Genomic DNA, 21,380 nt, shown 5'->3' on the forward strand with positions numbered 1-21,380 from the left:
TCTCAAGCCTCCGCGTACCGCTCCTTGATCTCCAGCACCGCAGGCAACTGAGTCACAAACAGGTCGACCAGCTCCGGGTCGAAATGCCTGCCTTTTTCGCTGTGCAGCAGGGCCACCGCCTGATCGACCGGCCAGGCCTCCTTGTAGGGGCGGACCGAGGTGAGGGCGTCGAACACGTCTGCAATGGCCACGATGCGCGCCTCAATGGGAATGCTCTCGCCGGCCAGCCGGTGGGGGTAGCCGCTGCCGTCGTATTTTTCGTGGTGGAAGAGGGCGATGCTGCGGGCCAGCTGGAGCAGTTGTGAATCGTGCTCGCCGAGGATCTCTGCGCCCATCGCGACGTGCCGCTGCATGGTGGTCCATTCTTCGGCGCTCAGCTTGTCGGGCTTGAGGAGGATGGCGTCGGGGATGCCGATCTTGCCGATGTCGTGCATGGGGGCTGCATGGAACAGCTCGTCGGCCTGGGCTGTGCTCAGGCCGGCGGCGAGGGCGAGGATGCGCGAATAGTGGCTCATGCGGATCACGTGCAGGCCGGTTTCGTTGTCGCGGTACTCCGCGGCACGGCCCAGGCACTGGATGATCTGCATGCGGGTCCGTTTCAGTTCGTCGGCGTGCACCAGGGACAGGTGGGTCCTGACGCGGGCGCGTACCACCGCCGGGCTGATCGGCTTGGTGATGTAGTCCACCGCGCCGGCGTCGAAGCCGGCCGATTCATCGCTGGCGTCGCCGAGGGCGGTCACGAAGATCACCGGGATGGCCTGGGTGGTCGGGGTGGCCTTGAGGCGGAGGCAGGTTTCCAGGCCGGTGAGGCCGGGCATCATGACGTCGAGCAGGATGAGGTTCGGGCGCTCTTCGCTGGCGAGCTGCAGGGCCTTTTCGCCATCACGGGCGAAGAGCAGGCGGTAGTCTTCGTGCAGCACCTGCCGCAGGATCTGCAGGTTGGTCGGTTCGTCGTCGACGATGAGGAGTTTCGGCCGGTCGTCGTGGTGTTTCATGATTCGGATGTGTCCTTCCGGTAGCGGGTCTGCAGGTCGGCTAGGACCTGTCTTGCCGTATCGAAGTCAAAGGCGTCGATCGCCTGCTCGAGGGGCGCGAGGCTGGATTGTGGCAGCAGGCCCTTGACTGCGACCAGGGCGGCTTCGGCGAGCTCACCGTGCGCCAGGGCTGCGTCCAGCTCCTGCAGCATGGGGAGCAGGCTGGCGCTGTCCACGGTTGTTGCGGTGTCTGACGTGGTGATGCTCCCGGTGCCCGGCAGGCCCAGTGTCTCGCCGACATCGATCAGCTCGTCGGCCAGGCGGTCGAGCATGGTAAGGGTTTCCTGCCGGCTGTTGTTTGCCAGTTCGCGCTCGATGCTGCCACTCAGGCTGGCCACCCGGGACAGCGCAAGGTTGCCCGCCGCGCCGCGCAGGCGATGGAGCCGGGCGGCCAGCTCTGCGGGGGTATCCAGCAGCAGGCGCAGCTGAGGGACGGACTGGCCGAAGTCGGCGAGAAACCGGTGGATCGCTTCGCGATGGCGGTGCTCGCTCCCCCACAGGTGGCGCCCCTGTGTCCAGTCGATGACCGAGCCGCGCACGGCCACCGCGCTCTTCGGTCGGGCGGCCTCTTCAGGCTGGGGCTGGATCTTGAGCACACGGGCGATTTCCTGGCTCAGCAGGTGAATATCGACCGGCTTGCTGGCGAAGCCGTCCATCCCGGCTTTGCGTGCCGCAATGGCGTCTTCTTCCAGGACGCTGGCGGTGAGGGCAATGATGGGGATGGGGGCGCGTCCGGTTTCGGCTTCCAGCCGGCGGATCTGCCGGCTGGCGTCCAGGCCGTTGAGGACGGGCATCTGCACGTCCATGAGCACGGCGTCGAAGTCGCCCGCGGCAAAAGCCTGCAGCGCTTCTTCGCCATTGCAGGCGGTGCTCAGGGTGTGGCCCAGGCGGCCCAGCATGAGCTGCAGCAGCTCCAGGTTCTGTGGCACATCGTCGGCCACCAGCAGCTTGAGCGGCGGGAGCCTGATGATGGGCTGTTCCTCGAAGGCGATGACCGCCTCGCCCGGGGGCAGCGGCAGTTCGACGTGGAAACTGCTGCCGACGCCGACCTGGCTTTCGACCCGGATGTGGCCCTGCATGAGCTCGATGAACTGGCGGGCGATGGTGGTGCCAAGGCCCGTCCCGCCAAAGCGGCGGCTCATCGAGGCGTCTGCCTGGGCGAAGGGGTCGAAGATGCGGGCAATGCGGTCGGCGGGGATGCCGATGCCCGTATCGCGCACGACCAGGTGAAGCATGTCCTGCCGGTGGCGGACACTGAGCGTGACCTGGCCCTTTTCGGTGAACTTGATGGCATTGCCGACCAGGTTGAGCAGGATCTGCTGGATGCGCAGGGCATCGCCCTTGAAGAACTCCGGCTCCTCGTCCGGATAGTCCAGCACCAGCGGCAGCCTTTTGGCCTGGGCATTGACGCGCAGCGAGGCCAGGGCCTGCATGCACACGTCGCGCAGGGAGAAGTCGCCGATTTCCAGCTCGATGGCGCCGCGCTCGAGCTTGGCGGTGTCGAGAATGTCGTTGAGCAGCACCATCAGCGAGCGGGCCGAATTGCGCACGGTGGTGAGGTGGCGCCGCTGTGCGTCGCTGGCGGGCTCGCTCAGGAGCACATCGGTGAAACCGATGATGGCGTTCATCGGGGTGCGGATTTCGTGGCTCATGTTGGCGAGGAAGGTGCTCTTGGCCGCCGCGGCCTGTTCGGCCCTGGCCTTGGCCTCGCGCAGATCCTGCTCCATGGCGTGACGTTCGGAGAGGTCGCTCGCAAACTTGATGATCTTGTAGGGCCGGCCGTCCGGATCGAGGATGGGGTTGTAGCTGCCGTGGATCCAGACGTCCTTGCCGTCCTTGCCGATGCGGTGGAAGTCACCGGAGGCGTAGCCGCCCTGGCGCAGGGTTTCCCAGAGTTGGCGATAGTCGCTGGAGGCCGCTTCGCTGGCGACGCAAAGTACGGAATGATGGCGTCCCACCAGTTCGTCGAGGCTGTAACCCGTGATCCTCAGGAAGTTCTGGTTGGCATTCAGGATGGTGCCATCGAGGTCGCATTCGATCACCGCCAGTGCGTGGCCGATGGCATTGACCACCCCTTCGAATTCGGCATTGCGCCGCTTGCTGTCGGAGATGTCGATGATGACGCCGTCTATCCATTCGATTGACCCGTCTGCGCCCCGGACCCCGCTGGCACTTTCGGACACCCAGTGTTCGTTGCCGGCGCGGTCGATCAGGCGATACTCGATCATGTAGACCCGTCCGGCATTCAGTGATTCGCCGACTTCAGCGGCTATCCAGTCCCGGTCATCAGGGTGCAGCAGCCGGGCAAAAGTGATCGCGCCGGTCGTGAAGTCCTGGGGACGCCAGCCAGTCAGGCGTTCAACGGCATCGCTGATGAAGAGCATGCTCCAGTCGGCGTCGGGCCGGCAGCGGAAGGCGATGCCCGGCAGATTGCCGATCAATGAGCGGTATTGCTGCTCGCTGTTGCGCAGGGCCTCCTCCATCTGCCGGCGTTCGCTGATGTCGGTGACGAAGCCGACGAACAGCGTTTCGTCGGGCAGGGTGGCCTTGCCGAGGGCCAGTCGCAAGGGGAAGGTCGTGCCATCCTTGCGCAGACCGGTCACTTCGCGCCCCGAGCCGATGATCCTTGCGACGCCGGTATGCAGGTAGTTCCGCAGGTAGCCGTCGTGCTGGCTGCGTTCCGGTTCGGGCATCAGCAGCTTGATGTTGCGGCCGATCACTTCCCCGGCCTGCCAGCCGAAGATGGTTTCGGCTGCACTGTTGAAGGCACGGATGATGCCCTTGCTGTCGATGGTGATGATGCCGTCGACGGCGGTTTCGACGATGGTGCGGGTGCGCGCCTCGTTCTGCACCAGGCGCTGGTAGATGCTGCGGTAGCGCAGCAGCACGTTGATCCCGCCGGTGATGAGGATGGCCAGGGTCGTGGCTCCGGCAATCGAGAGGGCGAAGTAGAAGTTTGACGTCGGCACCCGTGTCGCCCCGGCGGCGGGCAGGAAGCGGGCTGCCTCCATGCCTGTGTAGTGCATGCCGGAGATGGCAATTCCCAGTACCACACCGCTGAGGACATTGATCTTGTTCTGACTGAAGCGCGTGCTGGCAAGCAGTCCGGAGCGCAGCCACAAGGCCAGTACCGAGAGCGCCACGGCCACCACGAAGGAAACCGCAAAGATGAAGGGGTCGAAGAGCATGGGCTGGTGTTGGTTTGAACTGGAGTTGCGGGATCATCGGCGGTGTACCGCGTGTCGCACGCGGTGATGTCGAAAGCGGATTTTAGGCTTCCCGGCCTGGGGACGGCTCAGTTGCGCGCGCGGCGACGCCTGCCCGGGGCAGTCCCCCCCGGTAGGGTAATCCGGGCGTCTCTCCGGTCGGAAAAGCATTCTTGCTACACTGCAAAGGTAAAACAGAGTGGCCCGAGAGAACTTCCATGAAAAAGCAATTCACTGAGCAACAATTGACCTCCATTGTTGAGGAGGCCATGGTTTATATGTGTGCCTGCCCTGCCCAGGTGGCCGAAGAGTTGCGGCGTCTGCGCGATTTGTACGCGTATCAGGTCAACTGCGAATCCACGCCCAACACGGATCCGGAAGTCCATCGGATCATCGCACGGGCTGCCGTAGAGGCGCATGCCATCATGGAGGCGTGCATGGACGAGATCCTCACCCTCGAGGGATGGGACAGGGAAACCCTGGTGATGCCGGAGGGGCTGCGCAAGATTCGTGATGATCTGATCAACGAATGACCAGGAGAGCGACATGAAGAGATTGACGATTGCTGCATGCCTTGCCCTTGTATCCGGCGCCGTGCTGGCCGAGCCGATGACCAGGCCGGGTCTGTGGGAGATCCGCGTCGACAAGCAGATCATGGATGGCCAGGACATGACCGCCAGGATGGCCGCCATGCAGGCCGAGATGCAGAAGCACATGGCTGGCATGACCCCGGAGCAGCGCAAGCAGATGGAGCAGGCGATGGGCGGCCGGGGCATGGGCGGTGGCGGCAGCCCGAACACCCACCGCATCTGCATCAGCCCGGAGATGGCGGCGCAGGACAAGCCGGTGATGCAGGGCGACAGCCGCTGCGAGCCCACCAAGACCACGCGCAGCGGCAACCGGGTGAGCTTCGAGATGAACTGCCCCGGCGTGGTCGGCAAGGGCGAGAGTGTCATCAACGGTGACTCGGTCGCCACCCGGATGGACATGACCATCACCGACGCCGGCGGCAAGCACACCATGCACACCGAGTCGCGCATGAGCTTCCTCGGCACCGACTGCAAGGGCATCAAGCCGGCGGACCAGCTCGTCAAGGAGATGCAGGCCCGCCCGAAGAAGTAAGCGCAGAAGATGCCGATGGGGTGGCTGGTGTCCGGGGCTGCCCCTTTGCTCATACCGCAAGGGTATTGAGTATGAAGTGATTAGGTATTGGACGGTATCAAGCTCGATTCATAGACTGGTCTCCATGCCGGGCCCTGGGGGTTTGGCGATTCCAGACTTGATATCGAGGTAAGCATGCGTCTCATCGAGAATTTCATCGGCGGCGAATACACCGCCGGGCAGGGCGGCAAGACCTTCGAGAAACGCTCCCCCGTGGATAACCGGGTGATCGCCCGGATCACCGAGGCCGGCCAGGCCGACGTGGATGCGGCGGTGCGCGCCGCGCGGGCGGCGCTGGAGGGCGAGTGGGGCGGGCTGACGCTGGAGCAGCGGGTGGACCTGCTGTACGGCGTGGCCGACGAGATCACCCGCCGCTTCGAGGACTTCGTGGCGGCCGAGATGGCCGACACCGGCCAGCCTTCCCACGTCATGCGACATGTCTTCATCCCCCGCGGTGCGGCCAATTTCAAGGTCTTTGCCGACGTGGTCAAGAACGTGCCGACGGAGGCCTTCCAGATGGCCACGCCGGACGGCCGCGGCGCCCTCAACTACGGCATCCGCGTGCCCAAGGGCGTGATCGGCGTGATCAGCCCGTGGAACGCCCCCTTCCTGCTGATGACCTGGAAGGTCGGCCCGGCTCTGGCCTGTGGCAACACGGTGGTGGTGAAGCCCTCCGAGGAGTCGCCCCACACGGCGGCGCTGCTCGGCGAGGTGATGAACAGCGTGGGCATTCCCAAGGGTGTGTACAACGTGGTGCAGGGCTTCGGGCCGGATTCGGCCGGCGAATTCCTGACCCGCCATCCGGGTGTGGATGCGATCACCTTCACCGGCGAGACCCGCACCGGCGCGGCGATCATGAAGGCCGCCTCCGACGGCATGCGCGACGTGTCCTTCGAGCTGGGCGGCAAGAACGCCGGCATCGTCTTTGCTGACGCCGATTTTGACGCGGCGGTGGATGGCATCTTCCGCTCGGCCTTCCTCAACACCGGGCAGGTCTGTCTGGGCACCGAGCGGGTCTATGTGGAGCGGCCGATCTTCGAGCGCTTCGTGGCGGCCCTCAAGACCCGCGCCGAGGCCGTCAAGTACGGCCGCCCGGAGGATCACGCGGCCAACTACGGCCCGCTGATCAGCCAGGAGCACAAGCAGAAGGTCATGTCCTACTACCGCAAGGCGGTGGAGGAAGGGGCCACCGTGGTGACCGGCGGCGGCGAACCGGCGATGCCCGCCGAGCTGGCCGAAGGCGCCTGGGTGCAACCGACCATCTGGACCGGCCTGCCCGAGACGGCCTCCGTGGTGCGCGAGGAGATCTTCGGCCCGTGCTGCCACATCCGCCCCTTCGACAGCGAGGACGAGGTGGTGAAGCTGGCCAATGCCACCGACTACGGCCTGTCCACCACCGTCTGGACCACCAACCTGGCCCGCGCCCACCGCGTCGCCGCCCGGGTCGAGGTGGGCATCACCTGGATCAACAGCTGGTTCCTGCGCGACCTGCGCACGGCCTTCGGTGGCTCCAAGCAGTCGGGTATCGGCCGCGAAGGGGGCGTGCATTCCCTCGAGTTCTACACCGAGACCCGCAACATCTGCGTGAAGCTGTGAATAAACCTGCTGCGCGTCCCGATCCTGCGACTCCGGTGCTCGCGGTACTCCAGTACCGCTGCGCGCCTCATCGCAGCCTCGGGCCTGCTCGCGACGGTTTCTTCACCGCTTCAGCCTCTTATCAATGAACCCAAGATCAATCAGGGCAATCATGAACGAAGACAAGATCCAGCATTACGGCGACGCGCTGTATGACGCGTGGCGGGAGCGTCGCACGATTGCGCCGCTGCTTGAACAGGAGCCGGACATCACCCTGGCCGATGCCTACCGCATCCAGCTGCGCTACATCGAGCGCCGCGTGGCAGCCGGCGAAAGCATCGTTGGCAAGAAGATCGGCGTCACCAGCAAGCCGGTGCAGGACTTCCTGGGCGTGTTCCAGCCGGACTTCGGCCAGCTCACCTCGGGCATGGTCTACCAGGAGGGCGACACCATCGACCTGGGCAGCCTGATCCAGCCCAAGGCCGAGGCCGAGCTGGCCTTCGTGCTCAAGGAGGATCTGCAGGGGCCGGGCGTCACCGCGATGGACGTGATCCGCGCCACCGACTACGTGCTGCCGTGCTTCGAGATCGTCGACTCACGCATCACCGACTGGAAGATCAAGATCCAGGACACCGTGGCCGACAACGCCTCCTGCGGTGTGTACGTGCTGGGCAAGACCAAGGGCGACCCGCGCAAGCTGGACATCACCCTGGCCGGCATGGTGCTGGAGAAGAACGGCGAGATCTTCTCCACCGGCGTCGGTGCCGCGGTGCAGGGGTCGCCTGCCAACGCGGTGGCCTGGCTGGCCAATACCCTGGGCGAGCTGGGGATTCCCTTCAAAGCCGGCGAGGTGATCCTGTCCGGCTCCCAATCGGCCCTGGTGCCGGTCGTCGATGGTGATGAACTGGTATGTACCGTGGGCGGCCTCGGCAGCTGCCGGGTGAAGTTCGCCGGAAGGAGCGCAGCATGAGCATGGACCAGACTCTTACTCTTACGCTGTCCCGTGAAGACATCGTCCGTCTCTGCGAGCGGGTCGAAGGGGCCCAGACCCGGGCCTACGCCATCCCCAAGCTCACCGACGAATATCCGGCCATGACCATCGCCGACGGCTACGCCGTGCAGCTGGAGCTGCGCCGCCGCTTCCTCGCCGCCGGTCACAAGCAGGTCGGCTGGAAGGCCGGGCTGACGTCGCGGGCCAAGATGAAGCAGATGGGCGTCGATGTGCCGTCCATCGGCTTCCTCACCGACCGCATGGCGCGGCCCGAGAACTCGGCCATCTCCACCCACGACCTGGTGCATCCGCGGGTCGAGTGCGAAGTGGCCTTCGTCACCCGCAAGGATCTGCAGGGCCCAGGCTGCACCCGCCAGGACGTGCTGGATGCCACCGACTACGTGCTGCCGGCGGTCGAGATCATCGATTCGCGCTTCTCCGGCTTCAAGTTCGACCTGCCCAGCGTGGTGGCCGACAACGGCTCGTCGGCGCGCTTCGTCGGCGGCGGACGGCCGCGCTACGTGGAAGACCTGGACCTGCCGACGCTGGGGGTGGTGATGGAGAAGAACGGCGAGACCGTCGCCGGTGCCGCCGCCGCCGCCGTACTGGGTCACCCGGCCGAGGCCATCGCGATGCTGGTGAACATCCTCGCCGAGCTGGGCGAGGGCCTGCCCGCCGGCAGTTTCGTGATGAGCGGCGGCATCACCGAAGCCGTGCCGGTCAAGGCCGGTGACAGCGTGATCGCCCGCTTCCAGGAGCTGGGCAGCGTGTCCATGCGCTTCGTCGAATGATCCCAACCCCCGTGGAGAGACCCCATGCCGATTATTGAAATGCACATGATGGTGGGCCGCACCACCGAACAGAAGCACAAGGTGGCGGCGGCGGTGACCGAAGCCGTGGCCCGCAGTCTCGAATGCAGCGCCGACACGGTACGCATCCTCATCACCGAACACGCCACCGACGGCTTCTACGTCGCCGGCCAGACCATGGCCCAGCGCGCCGCCGCCCGGGCCCAGGAGAAGACAGCATGAAGAAGATCCGTTGCGCCCTGATCGGCTCGGGCAACATCGGCACCGACCTGATCTACAAGATCCAGCGCAGCCCGGTGCTCGAGCCGGTGTGGATGGTGGGTATCGACCCCGCCTCCGAAGGCCTCGCCCGGGCCCGCGAGATGGGCCTCAAGACCACCGCCGACGGAGTCGATGGCCTGCTGCCGCACGTGCTCGCCGACAACATCCAGATCGCCTTCGACGCCACCAGCGCCTATGTGCATGCGGAGAACAGCCGCAAGCTCAACGAGCTGGGGGTGATGATGATCGACCTGACCCCGGCCGCCATCGGGCCCCTCTGCGTGCCGCCGGTGAACCTGCGCCAGCATGCCGATCAGCTGTCGTCGGGCCGCTCCCAAGACAGCTCGGCCCCCTCGGGGGGCAGCGAACGCAGTGAGCGTGGGGGCCTTGGCTCTCAGATGAACGTCAACATGATCTCCTGCGCCGGCCAGGCGACCATCCCCATCGTCAGCGCCGTGTCGAGCATCCAGAGCGTGGCCTACGCCGAAATCGTCGCCAGCCTGGCCTCCAAGTCGGTCGGCCCGGGCACCCGCGCCAATCTGGACGAATTCACCTACACCACCTCCGGCGCCATCGAGAAGGTGGGCGGTGCGCGCAAGGGCAAGGCCCTGGCCATCATCAACCCGGCCGAGCCGCCGATGATCATGCGCAATACGATCTCCTGCCTCACCGACGACGCGCCCGACCAGGCCCGCATCACCGCGTCCATCCTGCAGATGATCAAGGAGGTGCAGAAGTACGTGCCCGGCTACCGCCTGGTCAACGGGCCCATCTACGAGGCCAACAAGGTGCAGGTCTTCATGGAGGTGGCGGGGCTGGGCGACTACCTGCCCAAGTACGCCGGCAACCTCGACATCATGACCGCCGCCGCCACCCGCACCGCCGAGATGTTCGCCGAGGAGATCCTCGCCGGCCGCATCACGCTGCGCGCGGTGGAGCCGGCGTAGCCGAAGCCGCCCCAACACAAGAAAACGGAGAAACCCATGGATCTCAAAGGCAAGAAAGTCATCCTGCACGACATGTGCCTGCGTGACGGCATGCACGCCAAGCGTGAGCAGATCAGCATCGACCAGATGGTCAAGGTGGCCACGGCCCTCGACGAGGCGGGCGTGCCCTATGTGCAGGTGACCCACGGCGCCGGCCTGGGCGGCAACTCCCTGCAGCATGGTTTCGCACCGCACAGCAACGAGGATTACATCTCCACGGTGGCCGCCAGGATGAAGCAGGCCAAGGTCTCGGTGCTGCTCATCCCCGGCCTTGGCACCATGCGCGAGCTGCAGTCCGCCTACGACTGCGGCGCCCGCAGCGTGCATGTGGCGACCCACTGCACCGAGGCCGACACCTCGCCCCAGCACATTGCCTTCGCCCGCAAGCTGGGCATGGACACCACCGGCTTCCTGATGATGGCCCATCTCAACGACCCCGCTGGCGTGGCCCAGCAGGGCAAGCTGATGGAGAGCTATGGCGCCCAGACCGTGTACGTGACCGACTCGGCCGGCTACATGCTGCCCGGCGACGTGATCGCCCGCATCCAGGCCTTGCGCGACGTGCTCAGGCCGGAGACCGAGATCGGCTTCCACGGCCATCACAACCTGGGCATGGGCATCGCCAACTCGATCGCCGCCATCGAAGCCGGGGCCACCCGTATCGACGGATCGGTGGGCGGCCTGGGGGCCGGGGCTGGCAATACGCCGCTGGAGGTCTTCGCTGCGGTCTGCGAGCGCATGGGCATCGACACCGGGGTGGATCTCTTCAAGCTGATGGACATGGCCGAGGAGATCATCGTGCCGATGATGGAGCACGTGGTGCGGGTGGACCGCGAGTCCCTGACCCTCGGTTTCGCCGGCGTGTATTCCACCTTCCTCCTGCATTCAAAGCGCGCTGCCGAACGCTTTGGCGTGCCGGCCCGGGATATCCTCGTGGAACTGGGCCGCAAGAAGATGATCGGTGGCCAGGAAGACATGATCATGGACACCGCCATGACCATGGCCCGGGAGCGCGGCCTGCTGCAGCACGTGGCAGCCTGAGCGCCAGGGGCAGGGCGGTACATATAACAAGGAGACAGCATGCAGGAACGTGAAGAGCTGGCCGTGGTGGTGGGTGCCACCGGGGCCTTCGGCAATGCCATGGTCGATCGCCTGGCCGCGGCCGGCCTCGGTGTGGTGGCGGTGGCGCGCAGCACCGAGGCGCTGGCCGCCCTGCGCGAGCGGGTCCCGGGCCTGATCGCCTGTGCCGCGGACATCTCCTCGGATTCGGCCATCGAGGCCATCTCCGGGGTGGTGGACCGGCCGGTGCGGATGGTGGTGCACGGGCCCGGTGTGGGTGTCGCGGGGGGCATCCTGACGGCGCCGACGGCGACCATGGTGGATGCGGTGAACATCAAGGTGGGTGGCCTGTTGCGCCTGTGCCGGGCGGTGGATGGCCTGCTCTCGGCGGGCTCGCGCATCGTCGCCATCGGCGGCCACTATGGCTTCGAGCCGACTGCCTACGCGGCGTCGGCGGGCGTCGCCAATGCGGCCCTGGTGAACGTGGTGCGCCAGCTCAGCCTGGCCTACGGCCCCCGCGGCGTGACCGCCCACCTGATCGCCCCAGGCCCCGCCGACACCGAGCGCCTGCACCGGGTGGCCGCCGACCGTGCCGCCCAGCGCGGCATCACGGTGGAGGACGTGCTGGGCGAGATGCTGGCCGAGTCCTCCATCGGCCGCTTCACCACCCCCGAGCAGGTGGCCTGGGCCGTGTCGGTGCTGCTGGCCCCCGAGGCGGATGCCATGACCGGCTCCAGCCTGATGCTCGATTCCGGCCGCCGTCGCGGCCTGCCCTGACCGGAGATACCACCATGCCCATCGTCAATTTCCACCTGGTTGAAGGCCTGAGCACGCCGGAGCAGGACGAAGCCCTGCTCATCGGCGCCTGCAAGCTCTACGCAGAAGTGCTCAAGGCCCCCACCGACCGTATCCGGGCCTTCATCACACCCCACCGGCCCGGCCAGTTTGCCGTGGGGGGCGAGCTGGTGTCCCGCAACGGCCTGCATGCGCCCTGGTTCGACTGCATCGTGCTCGACGGACGCTCCCTCGAGGACCGCCACCGCCTGCTGGCCGGTTTCACCGACCTGCTGGTGGACTGCCTGGGCGTGCAGCGGGCGCTGGTCCGCGGCTGCTGCCGGCGCGTGCCGCCCGAGGACTGGGCTATCGCCGGCGTGCCTGCCAGCGATGTGCGCAGGGACGAGATCGAAGCCCGCGCCCGCGCCGCCGCCGCCGACTGAAGCCGGCGCCAGCCGCTGCATCCGACGTTTACTCCCTCGACCGACAACCCTCCCTCTCCTCTCCGGATGGTCGGTCGTATCTTGGCCCCTTCGCTACGGCGGCGTCGCGAAGGGGCATTTTTTTGAACGAGCAACACAGCCTGTCTGCGCTCCCGTTCTCCCGGAGTCATCACATGAATGTACTGATCGTCTTTGCCCACAACGAGCCGCGCTCCTTCAACGCAGCCATGAAGGATCTGTCGGTGAACACCCTGGAGGCGGCGGGTCACGCGGTGCAGGTGTCCGACCTGTACGCGATGGGCTTCAATCCGGTGGCCAGCGCCGCCGATTTCAGCGAACGGGCCAACCCCGATTACCTGGTGTATGCCCTTGAGCAACGCCACGCCTACGGCAAGGGTGCCCTGGCGCCGGACATCGCGGCCGAGGTGGACAAGGTGAAATGGGCCGACCTGATCATCTTCAACTTCCCGATCTATTGGTACGGCATGCCCGCCATCATGAAGGGCTGGATCGACCGGGTCTTCATTTCGGGCCTGTGCTACGGCGGCCGGCGCATCTACGACCGCGGCGGGCTGAAGGGCAAGTCGGCGCTGCTGGCCATCTCCCTTGGCGGCCAGGCGCACATGTTCGGCCCCGGCGCGGTGCATGGCGAACTGGAGGTGATGCTGCAGCCCATCCTGCGCGGCATGCTGGCCTACGTGGGCCTGCGCGTGCTGCCGCCCTATGTGGCCTACCACGTGCCCTACCTGGAGGAGGCCGAGCGGCGCAGCATCCTCGAGGGTTATGGCCTTCACCTGCAGGGCCTGGATCAGCTGGAGGCGCTGCGCTTTCCGTCACTGGACGATTTCGACGAAACCCTCAGGCCCTGCGTCAATGCAGCATCCACAGCAGCGCGCTGATGGTGAAGAAAGACAGGGTAGTGGCGCCCACCAGGGCCGCGGCGCTGACCCCTTCCTGGCCGAATTTCTGGCTCAGCAGCGGATAGACGCTGAACATCGGCATCGCCGCATTGAGGATGGCGGCGGTGGCGACGTGGGGATCCGCCGCGGGCAGGGCCAGCAGCACCAGGAACATGCACAGGGGGTGGAGCAGCAGCTTGCCGGCCACGATGAAACTGATATCGCCCAGCATGCCGCGCATGCTGAGCCCGGCCAGGGTGCCGCCGATGCAGAACAGGGCCACCGGCGCCGAGGCGGCGGCGAGCATGTCCAGCATCTTGCCGACAGGCAGGGGCAGGGGGATGCCGGTCGCCGACCACGCTGCGCCGCCGGCGATGGCCAGCACGAAGGGATTGCGCGACAGGCGGCGGAGGGCTTCGCGCAGCACATGGGTCCAGTGCCCGCCGTTGCTGCCGGCGGCTTCGGCGATGGTCAGGGTGAGGGGCATCATCACCATCGATTCGACCAGCGCGAACACCGCCAGGGCACCGGCGGCTGACGGGCCGAAGAGCTGCAGGGCGATGGGGTAGCCGATGAAGGCGCTGTTGGAGGTGGCCATGCCCAGCGCCTGGACGGCCCCGACCTGCAGGCTGCGGCCGCGCAGCAGGCAACTGGCCGCCAGGCCCAGGCCTGCGGCGAGCAGGGAGCCGAGCACATACACCGGCATCAGGTGGCCGCCCACCACGTCGGCCAGGCTGCGCTCGCTCATCGACCTGAAGAACAGGGCGGGCAGGGCCACGTGGATCACGAAGACGCCGAGGGGACGCATCTCCGCCCGGCTGAGCAGGCCATGGCGAACGACGGCGAAGCCGATCGCGATGAGCATGAAGATGGGGCCGGTGATGCTCAGGATGGTCAGCAAGGGGGGCTCGACGATAAGGGGAGGGCGGGGATTCTAGCGATGCAGCCCGCCGGGATAAACGGCTGGAGGGCGCTTCACTGTTTCATGCACGCAGATAGTCGCGGGTCCGGGGCGTCATCCGTGTATGCCGAAGCTCCGATGGGGGCGGGAGTGGTAGCATTGCGGCGCGATTGTTAAATTTTGATATCTATCCACATTAGCTTGAGGAGGGCGCAGATCCATGACAAAAAAAACGGTTTTTTCGCGAGTGGCCATTGCGGCAGGACTGACGCTGGGTTGGCAGGCTGCTGCCGTGGCTCAGTCGATTGGTTATGTTCCTGATGTGCAGACCCCGGTACCGACCCTGTCCGAGTGGGGCATGATCGTGCTGTCAGTCCTGCTGGCACTGGTCGCCATCCAGACCGCGCGCAAGGGTGGCAGCCGGCTCCTGTCTGCGCTCCTGGCGGTCGGCGCGCTGGCCACCGGGATGGGGGTCGAGCAGACGATGTTGAAGACAGCGCAGGCCACCGCGCTTGAGCAGATGTCGATCGGATCGGGCGGCACGGTTGATCTTTCCGGTTATTCGACCGGAACGGAGGTGCCGGTGCAGGGGCACCCGACCATCCCCATGCGCATCATCAGCGTGAGCCCAAGCAGTGACACGACGGTCCAGTCTCCCACCTGTACGGTCGGTCTGGCCGTGCCGGCGGGCGGTGTCTGCTACTACAGGGTGCCTGGCCTGGGTTGATCCGGTCTGGCCTGTAACGGGCCTGAAGGCAGCACGAGGGCTTCGGGTGACCGAAGCCCTTTTCCTTGCAGGATCCGGGAGGCGCGTGGCGGCTTCCGGCTGTGTTAAACAAGTAATCGCGGAGCGTACACCATGGAAATGCCGGTCAACCTGTTCAAGCAGCGCCTGCTCGCCGGGGAACTGCAATACGGGCTGTGGCTGGGCCTGTCGGAGACCTTCAGCGCCGAGATCTGTGCCGGAGCGGGCTTCGACTGGCTGCTGATCGATGCGGAACACGGCCCGAACGACCTGCGCACCATCTTTGCGCAACTGCAGGCCATCGCCCCCTATCCCTCCCAGCCGGTGGTGCGGCCGCCCCAGGGCGACCACGTGCTGATCAAGCAATTGCTGGAGACGGGAGTGCAGACCCTGCTGATCCCGATGGTCGAGTCCGCAGATCAGGCCGCCCACCTGGTGCAGGCGATGCGCTACCCGCCCCAGGGTATCCGCGGGGTGGGCAGCTCGATCGCCCGGGCGTCCCGCTGGGGGCGCATCGGCGACTATGCCGAGCAGGCCAACGACGCCATGTGCCTGCTGGTGCAGGTCGAAACCCGTATCGGCATGGCGGCGCTTGATGCCATCCTGGCCGTGGATGGCGTGGACGGGGTGTTCTTCGGCGCCGCTGATCTGGCAGCGTCCTTCGATCTGCTCGGCGAGCCCAACCATCCGGACATCGTGGCCATGATCGAGGATGGTCTGACCCGGGTGGCCCGTGCCGGCAAGGCCGGTGGCGTGCTGTGCGGTGATCAGCCGCTGGTGCGGCGCTACAGGGATGCGGGGGCCCGCTTCATCGCGGTGGGCGTCGACTCGATGTTGCTGGCGGCGGCCACCACCAGCCTGGCGACGGCCTACAGGACGGGGGGCGAGGTGAATGTTCCGGGGGGGAGTTATTGAGACGGGGGGCAGATGCAACGGCCCTGGATGCCTGAATTGGGTATGGTCTTTATTCCTCCAACATGGTGTTAGGGTATAGATTCTTTTATTTCTCGCTCGTCCATTTTCTTGCTAAGGGGGGTTTGGTTCATGAAGATCAACGTACACGTTCCCAGGTTGGCGCTTGCTGGTGCTCTTGCGGTGGGGCTTCCCACTTCGGCCTTCGCGCAGGTGATCGTCTATGCACCGGCTGCGACCTCGGTGCCGACCCTGTCCCAGTGGGGCATGCTGGTCCTGGCGGTGTTGCTGGCGATGGCTGCGGTTTACATGGGGCGGAAGTCGGGTAATCGCCTGTTGTCCGGGTTGCTCGTGGTGGCTGCGCTGGGTGTGGGGGCGCAAGGGGCTTCCGTCGGCAATGTTCAGGCCATTCCGCTGCCGACCATGGCGAACAATACCGGGGGTACCGTCGATCTCAGCGAACTGGGCGGTTTGCTGATCGATGTGCCGGTCAATGGCCATCCAAGCATCCCCATGCAGATCATCAGCGTGACGCCGCCGAGTTCGCCGACGACCTCAACCCCGACCTGCGCTGTGGGTCTGATCGTTCAGCCCGGGCAGACCTGCTACTACTCCGAGAATCCGGTCTAGCCGTTTTTGCACGCGGCGGAGGATTCCGCCGGAAGCGTGTTGCGCGGAACAGGTGCAGGACGCGGTTGAATCAAGCCTCCGCCGTTCCCCGGCGGGGGCTTCGTTTTTTCTTGTCGGATGTTGCTGCGGCAGAAGGTGCTGCGGCAGAAGGCGCTGCACGTTCCGGCAGGGTGATCCGCTCCACGGGGGCGTGGGGGCCGGTGATGACCTTGTCCAGCACGGTATAGAGCTCGTCGATCAGCTCACGACCGAGGGATGCCTCGAGGTTGCGGTACTGGGCCTGGATGAGCGGGGCGATCTCGGCCACCAGGTCGGTGCCCTTGGGGCTCAGGCGCACGATGACCCGGCGCTGGTCTTCCGGCACGCGGGCGCGGCTGATCACCCCCATGTCGTCCATGCGTGACAGCACGCCGGCCAGGCTGGGGCTCAAGATCTGGCAGATGTCGCAGATCTCCCAGGGCTCGAGCTGCTCCCGTTCGCTGAGTACGCGCAGGATGCGCCACTGTTGCTCGGTGAGACCGAAGTGGTTGAGGATAGGGCGGAAATGGCAGATCAGCTCCTCCCGGGCTTTCAGGAAAAGCTGGGGCAGGTTGCGGTAGGAAATCCTGCTCTGCATGGACGGTCGAACTCCTGTGGTGGGGGAGGGGGCCTCCCGGGTGGATTCCTCAATGATACCTGTTGACTCGCTAACATCGAAGTGATCTTCTTGCGGGATGTCCACCTTCGACATTCCGGGGCCCGCCGATCCGCGGGGCCAGCCCTCCGCCCAGGCCATTCCCGACATTTACATCACCCGCATCTACGAGGGTGATCCGGACTGTGACGTCCACTACGAGACCTTCGGCCGGCTGGCCGAGATCTTCGGCCGCAACACGCCGGCCCATCGCCATTCCCTGTTCTACCAGGTGCATGTGCTGACCCGTGGCAGTATCCGCCTGCAGCTCGATGACCAGGCCTACTTCGGTGAAGCGCCGCTGGTCTTCATCACGCCTCCGGCGATTCCCCATGCCTTCTATTCCGACGAGGATACGGACGGCCATGTGATCACCGTGCGCCAGGAGGTGGTGCGCAGCTGGTATGCATCGCTGCCGGGGTTGTGGCCCGACGCCCAGCTGCGCGAGGCGGCCTTCCTGCCCCTGGGCGGGGCCGAGGAGGGGGGGCAGGGAGAGGTGGCGCGCCTGCTGCAACTGGCGGAGCTGTTGCGCCAGGAGTTCGGCGGCCGCAACAAGGGGCGCTCGGCGGCGGTGCGGGCGCTGGGGCTGTGCTTCTTCATCAGCCTGCACCGGTTGCTCGCCACCCACACCCCGGCCAGTTCCCTGAAACGCGAGCGGGGCGAGGATCTGCGCATCTTCCTGAACTTCTGCGACCTGGTGGAAGCCCACTTCCGCGACCACCTCACGCTGCCCGACTACGCCCGCCAGCTCAGCGTCACCGAGGCGCGCCTCAACGATGTGTGCCGGCGCATGGCCAACCTGGCCTCCAAGGAGGTGGTGCACGACCGCCTGCTGCAGGAGGCGCGCCGCCTGCTGCGCTTTTCCACTACGCCGGTGGGCGAACTGTCTTACGCCCTGGGTTTTGCCGACCCGGCCTACTTCTCCCGCTTCTTCACCCGCCGCACCGGGCTGACGCCCAGCCAGTTCCGCATCCAGCACCAGGATCAAGTCCGCTGATCGCTCCATCAGTGCGGCTTTGAAAAGTACAAGCCAAGGCGCTGATCGTCCATTCACTAACATCTTAATGTTTGGTGCAATGACGTCTCACCGAACACGCCGGTGGGGGCCATCCGGGCCCTGAAGCGTCCGACCGCCGCGCCTCGATGCCGGCGGCGCAAAGACCAGGAGGAGCCATGACAGAGAACCGTTTCGACGTGACCCGCAAGTTCGTGCGCGTCACCGGCCGGCGCGATAACGGCATGGTGGAGTTCGAGTTCTCGGTGGGCGAGCCGGAAGTGGCCGTCGAACTGATCATGCCCGAAGCCGCCTTCCAGTCCTTCTGCGCCGAGCACCACGTGATTTTCCTGGAGACCCCGGATGTCCCCCGTCCGCAGGGTGATTTCGCCTGGAATCTCCACGCTGCCACTCACCAGCGCTTTCGCTGAGCGGGCAGGGCAGACCCACACCAAGAACCTGAGGAGAAGGAGCACACAATGAGCATGGACCTTCGCACCATCACCATCCAGCCCCTGCGCCAGACTTTCGGCCACCTGGCCCGCCGCATGGGCGCGGACAAGCCGGCGTCCCGCTACATGGAGGCCACGATGGACCTGCAGCCGATGGAGAACTACCACTACCGGCCCACCTGGGATCCGTCCCACGACATCTTCGATCCGAAGCGCTCGCGCATCACCATGAAGGACTGGTACGCGCTGAAGGATCCGCGCCAGTTCTTCTACGGCGCCTGGACGCTGGCCCGCGGCCGCATGCAGGAGACTGCCAGCGCCGACTTCGACATGGCCGACGAACTGGGCCTCGCCACCGGCTACCCGGCCGAGGGCAAGAAGGTGGTCAATGAGGTGCTGCTGCCCCTGCGCCACGTGGCCTGGGGTTCCAACATCAACAATTCGTACATCGCCGCCTACAGCTACGGCATCGCCATCTCCCAGGCGACCGCCTATGCCTGCATGGATCAGCTCGGCATTGCCCAGTTCATCACCCGCCTGGGCATCTCTCTCGACGAGATCGACGCCCTCGCCGAGGCCAAGCAGGCCTGGCTGGCGGCGCCGGTGTGGCAGGGCCTGCGCCATTACGTCGAAGACCAGATGGTCATGGAGGACTGGTTCGAGCTCTTCGTGGCGCAGAACTTCGCCCTCGAAGGCCTGCTGTACCCGCTGATCTACGACAAGCTCAACGACCGCCTCAACGCTGCCCACGGCCCGGTGCTGACCATGCTCACCCGCTTCCAGCGCGAGTGGTTCGCCGAGAACGTGAAGTGGGTGGATGCGGTGCTGAAGGCCGCCGCCGCCGACAACCCGGCCAACAAGGCCCTGCTCGCCGAATGGATCGCCGCGGCCCGCCAGCGTTCGGTCGAGGTGCTCGCACCGGTGGCCGAGCTGGCCTTCGGTGCCGAGGGTGCCGCCGTCCTGGACGAGGTCGTCCAGCAACTCAATGCCCGTGCCGCCAAGGCCGGCATCCCCGTCTGAAAGCCGTCGCCATGACATCCAACGCCTTCATCGCCTTCCAGAAGAACGAAGAGACCCGCTGCATCGTCGAGGCCATCGTGGACGACAACCCCGACGCCGTGGTGGTGGATCAGCCCGCCATGGTCAAGGTGGACGTGCCCGGCCGGCTGGTCATCAAGCGCGCCACCGTGGAAGAAAAGATGGGTCGCGACTTCGACCTGCAGGAGCTGCAGCTGCACCTGATCACCATCTCCGGCCACCTGGACGAGAGCGACGACGAGTTCGTCCTGTCCTGGCAGAGCTGACCCGACACCCAAGGAGAGACACCATGGACATGAAAGTTTCGAAGAAGCTCGGCCTCAAGGAGCGCTACACCATGATGACCCGGGACCTGGCCTGGGACACCACCTTCCAGCCGATGGACAAGGTCTTCCCGCAGGTCGGCTACGAAGGCATCAAGATCCACGACTGGGATCAGTGGGAAGACCCCTTCCGCCTGACCATGGACGCCTACTGGAAATACCAGGCCGAGAAGGAACGCAAGCTCTACGCCATCCTCGACGCCTTCAACCAGAACAACGGCCACCTGTCGGTCACCGACGCACGTTACATGAACGTGCTCAAGCTCTTCCTCGGCTCCACCCCGCCCCTCGAGCTGATGGCCGCCCGCGGCTTCAGCATGGTGGCCCGCCAGATGGTCGGCGCCGGCCCGCGCGTGGCCTGCATGATGCAGTCGGTGGACGAGTACCGCCACTTCCAGACCCAGATCCACTCGATCAGCAACTACAACCGTTTCTACAACGGGATGGACGAGTTCGCCCATCAGCAGTCGCGCATGTGGTACCTGTCGGACGGCAAGTCCTTCTTCGACGACGCCATCACCGCCGGCCCCTTCGAGTTCATGGTGGCCATCGGCTTCGCCTTCGAGTACGTGCTCACCAACATCCTGTTCGTGCCCTTCATCTCCGGTGCTGCCTACAACGGCGACATGGCGGCGATGACGGTCGGCTTCTCGGCCCAGTCCGACGAGGCCCGCCACATGACGCTCGGCCTCGAGTGCATCAAGTTCATGCTCGAGCAGGACCCGGACAACCTGCCCATCGTGCAGCGCTGGATCGACAAGTGGACCTGGCGCGGCACCCGCAAGCTGGCCTCGGTCGGCATGATGATGGACTACATGCTGCCCAAGCGGATCATGAGCTTCAAGGAAGCCTGGGAGATCTACTTCGAGCAGAACGGCTCGGCCCTCTTCAACGACCTGGCCCGCTACGGCGTAAAGGTGCCCAAGTGCTTCGCCCAGACCATCGAGGAGAAGGAGCACATCACCCACCAGTCGTGGATCGGCTTCTACATGAAGCCCGACGCCTGCCCCTTCCACACCTGGATCCCGGCGCCCGACGAGCTGGACTGGCTGTCCGAGAAGTATCCCAACACCTTCGACAAGTACTACCGCCCGGTGCTGGAGCATTTCGACAAGCAGGAAAAGGCCGGCAACCGCTTCAACAACAAGACCCAGCCCATGAACTGCCAGGTCTGCGTGTCCACCATCAAGTTCAACGAGCCGGGCGACCCGATGGAGATGTGCTTCCGCGAGACGGTGTACAAGGGCGAGAAATTCCACTTCTGCTCCGACCACTGCAAGGAGATCTTCGAGGACGAACCCGAGAAGTACGTGCAGACCTTCATCTCCTCCCACGCCGCCCTGCAGGGCAAGTGCGAGCCCGAAGGCACCGACGTGAATGCCCACGACTACCGTCCCGGCGCGCGGATGCACGCCTACTGGCGCATGGACAAGCGGGCCAGCGGCGACTTCAACGGCTCGGAAGACCAGAAGAACTTTGCCCAGTGGCGCGACCAGGCCACCAAGAACTGAGGA

General features: G+C 65.6%; 23 protein-coding genes. 19 read left to right on the forward strand and 4 right to left on the reverse strand.

All coding sequences use genetic code 11. The annotated features are described in order from the left end of the window. Positions 1-2 precede the first annotated feature (2 nt). Together HHL15_RS16440 and HHL15_RS16445 are read right to left on the reverse strand one after the other, a co-directional pair. Positions 3-995 carry a response regulator gene (locus tag HHL15_RS16440; protein WP_169146879.1) on the reverse strand — a complete coding sequence of 331 codons (993 nt, stop codon included), beginning with the start codon at positions 993-995 and terminating at the stop codon, positions 3-5. Further along, the gene (locus HHL15_RS16445; protein ID WP_169146880.1) at positions 992-4,222 is read right to left on the reverse strand and encodes a PAS domain S-box protein; all 3,231 of its coding nucleotides are present in this window, start codon (positions 4,220-4,222) and stop codon (positions 992-994) included. The genes HHL15_RS16440 and HHL15_RS16445 overlap by 4 nt, the downstream gene beginning before the upstream one ends. Before the next feature lie 236 nt (positions 4,223-4,458). Between HHL15_RS16445 and HHL15_RS16450 the strand changes: the two genes are divergently transcribed. The 11 genes from HHL15_RS16450 (at position 4,459) to HHL15_RS16500 (ending at position 13,198) form a co-directional block, all read left to right on the forward strand. After that, the gene (locus HHL15_RS16450) at positions 4,459-4,773 is read left to right on the forward strand and encodes a hypothetical protein (protein WP_169146881.1); all 315 of its coding nucleotides are present in this window, start codon (positions 4,459-4,461) and stop codon (positions 4,771-4,773) included. A gap of 13 nt (positions 4,774-4,786) precedes the next feature. Further along, positions 4,787-5,362 (forward strand): DUF3617 domain-containing protein, encoded by a 576-nt coding sequence (locus HHL15_RS16455; protein ID WP_169146882.1) that lies wholly within the window; start codon positions 4,787-4,789, stop codon positions 5,360-5,362. 174 nt (positions 5,363-5,536) lie between these two features. Further along, the gene (locus tag HHL15_RS16460) at positions 5,537-6,997 is read left to right on the forward strand and encodes a 2-hydroxymuconic semialdehyde dehydrogenase (protein WP_169146883.1); all 1,461 of its coding nucleotides are present in this window, start codon (positions 5,537-5,539) and stop codon (positions 6,995-6,997) included. A 151-nt stretch (positions 6,998-7,148) separates the two neighbouring features. Next, the gene (gene dmpE, locus HHL15_RS16465; protein WP_169146884.1) at positions 7,149-7,946 is read left to right on the forward strand and encodes a 2-oxopent-4-enoate hydratase; all 798 of its coding nucleotides are present in this window, start codon (positions 7,149-7,151) and stop codon (positions 7,944-7,946) included. Further along, positions 7,943-8,758: a 2-oxo-3-hexenedioate decarboxylase gene (gene dmpH, locus HHL15_RS16470; RefSeq protein ID WP_235943439.1), complete on the forward strand. Its 816-nt coding sequence runs from the start codon at positions 7,943-7,945 to the stop codon at positions 8,756-8,758. Before dmpE ends, dmpH begins: the two co-directional genes overlap by 4 nt. 24 nt (positions 8,759-8,782) lie before the next feature. Then, a complete protein-coding gene (locus tag HHL15_RS16475; protein ID WP_169146885.1) occupies positions 8,783-8,998 on the forward strand; it encodes a tautomerase family protein in 216 nt (71 codons plus the stop codon). Then, positions 8,995-9,984, forward strand: a complete 990-nt coding sequence (locus HHL15_RS16480) for an acetylating acetaldehyde dehydrogenase (RefSeq protein ID WP_169146886.1) — start codon at positions 8,995-8,997, stop codon at positions 9,982-9,984. The genes HHL15_RS16475 and HHL15_RS16480 overlap by 4 nt, the downstream gene beginning before the upstream one ends. A gap of 36 nt (positions 9,985-10,020) precedes the next feature. Next, positions 10,021-11,064, forward strand: a complete 1,044-nt coding sequence (dmpG, locus tag HHL15_RS16485) for a 4-hydroxy-2-oxovalerate aldolase (RefSeq protein ID WP_169146887.1) — start codon at positions 10,021-10,023, stop codon at positions 11,062-11,064. 39 nt (positions 11,065-11,103) lie between these two features. Continuing rightward, on the forward strand, positions 11,104-11,859 hold the full coding sequence (locus HHL15_RS16490) for an SDR family oxidoreductase (RefSeq protein ID WP_169146888.1): 756 nt from the start codon (positions 11,104-11,106) through the stop codon (positions 11,857-11,859). A 14-nt stretch (positions 11,860-11,873) separates the two neighbouring features. Continuing rightward, a complete protein-coding gene (locus HHL15_RS16495) occupies positions 11,874-12,299 on the forward strand; it encodes a tautomerase family protein (RefSeq protein WP_169146889.1) in 426 nt (141 codons plus the stop codon). A 173-nt stretch (positions 12,300-12,472) separates the two neighbouring features. Beyond that, positions 12,473-13,198 (forward strand): NAD(P)H-dependent oxidoreductase, encoded by a 726-nt coding sequence (locus HHL15_RS16500; RefSeq protein ID WP_169146890.1) that lies wholly within the window; start codon positions 12,473-12,475, stop codon positions 13,196-13,198. Here the strand turns inward: HHL15_RS16500 and HHL15_RS16505 are convergent. Then, positions 13,170-14,099, reverse strand: coding sequence for an AEC family transporter (locus tag HHL15_RS16505; RefSeq protein ID WP_169146891.1), 930 nt, complete (start codon positions 14,097-14,099; stop codon positions 13,170-13,172). The genes HHL15_RS16500 and HHL15_RS16505 overlap by 29 nt on opposite strands. A 220-nt stretch (positions 14,100-14,319) precedes the next feature. On the opposite strand from HHL15_RS16505, the gene HHL15_RS16510 reads away from it, so the two are divergent. The 3 genes from HHL15_RS16510 (at position 14,320) to HHL15_RS16520 (ending at position 16,386) form a co-directional block, all read left to right on the forward strand. After that, entirely contained in the window at positions 14,320-14,826 is a 507-nt protein-coding gene (locus HHL15_RS16510) for a midcut-by-XrtH protein (protein ID WP_169146892.1), read from the forward strand. 132 nt (positions 14,827-14,958) lie between these two features. Continuing rightward, positions 14,959-15,759 (forward strand): aldolase/citrate lyase family protein, encoded by an 801-nt coding sequence (locus HHL15_RS16515; RefSeq protein ID WP_169146893.1) that lies wholly within the window; start codon positions 14,959-14,961, stop codon positions 15,757-15,759. A gap of 129 nt (positions 15,760-15,888) precedes the next feature. Beyond that, on the forward strand, positions 15,889-16,386 hold the full coding sequence (locus HHL15_RS16520) for a midcut-by-XrtH protein (RefSeq protein WP_169146894.1): 498 nt from the start codon (positions 15,889-15,891) through the stop codon (positions 16,384-16,386). 70 nt (positions 16,387-16,456) lie between these two features. On the opposite strand, the gene hpaR is transcribed toward HHL15_RS16520, so the two are convergent. Then, entirely contained in the window at positions 16,457-17,002 is a 546-nt protein-coding gene (hpaR, locus tag HHL15_RS16525; protein WP_169146895.1) for a homoprotocatechuate degradation operon regulator HpaR, read from the reverse strand. 97 nt (positions 17,003-17,099) lie between these two features. Between hpaR and hpaA the strand changes: the two genes are divergently transcribed. From hpaA to HHL15_RS16550, 5 genes are all read left to right on the forward strand, one after another. Further along, entirely contained in the window at positions 17,100-18,056 is a 957-nt protein-coding gene (gene hpaA, locus HHL15_RS16530) for a 4-hydroxyphenylacetate catabolism regulatory protein HpaA (RefSeq protein ID WP_169146896.1), read from the forward strand. A 176-nt stretch (positions 18,057-18,232) separates the two neighbouring features. Then, positions 18,233-18,484 (forward strand): phenol hydroxylase subunit, encoded by a 252-nt coding sequence (locus tag HHL15_RS16535; RefSeq protein ID WP_169146897.1) that lies wholly within the window; start codon positions 18,233-18,235, stop codon positions 18,482-18,484. Between the two features lie 48 nt (positions 18,485-18,532). Beyond that, the gene (locus HHL15_RS16540; protein WP_169146898.1) at positions 18,533-19,525 is read left to right on the forward strand and encodes a ferritin family protein; all 993 of its coding nucleotides are present in this window, start codon (positions 18,533-18,535) and stop codon (positions 19,523-19,525) included. A gap of 11 nt (positions 19,526-19,536) precedes the next feature. Next, positions 19,537-19,809, forward strand: a complete 273-nt coding sequence (locus tag HHL15_RS16545; RefSeq protein WP_169146899.1) for an MmoB/DmpM family protein — start codon at positions 19,537-19,539, stop codon at positions 19,807-19,809. 23 nt (positions 19,810-19,832) lie between these two features. Next, entirely contained in the window at positions 19,833-21,377 is a 1,545-nt protein-coding gene (locus tag HHL15_RS16550) for a YHS domain-containing protein (RefSeq protein WP_169146900.1), read from the forward strand. Positions 21,378-21,380: the final 3 nt, after the last annotated feature.

The sequence above is a fragment of the Zoogloea dura genome (assembly GCF_012927165.1).
GTDB classification, from domain to species: Bacteria; Pseudomonadota; Gammaproteobacteria; order Burkholderiales; family Rhodocyclaceae; genus Zoogloea; species Zoogloea dura.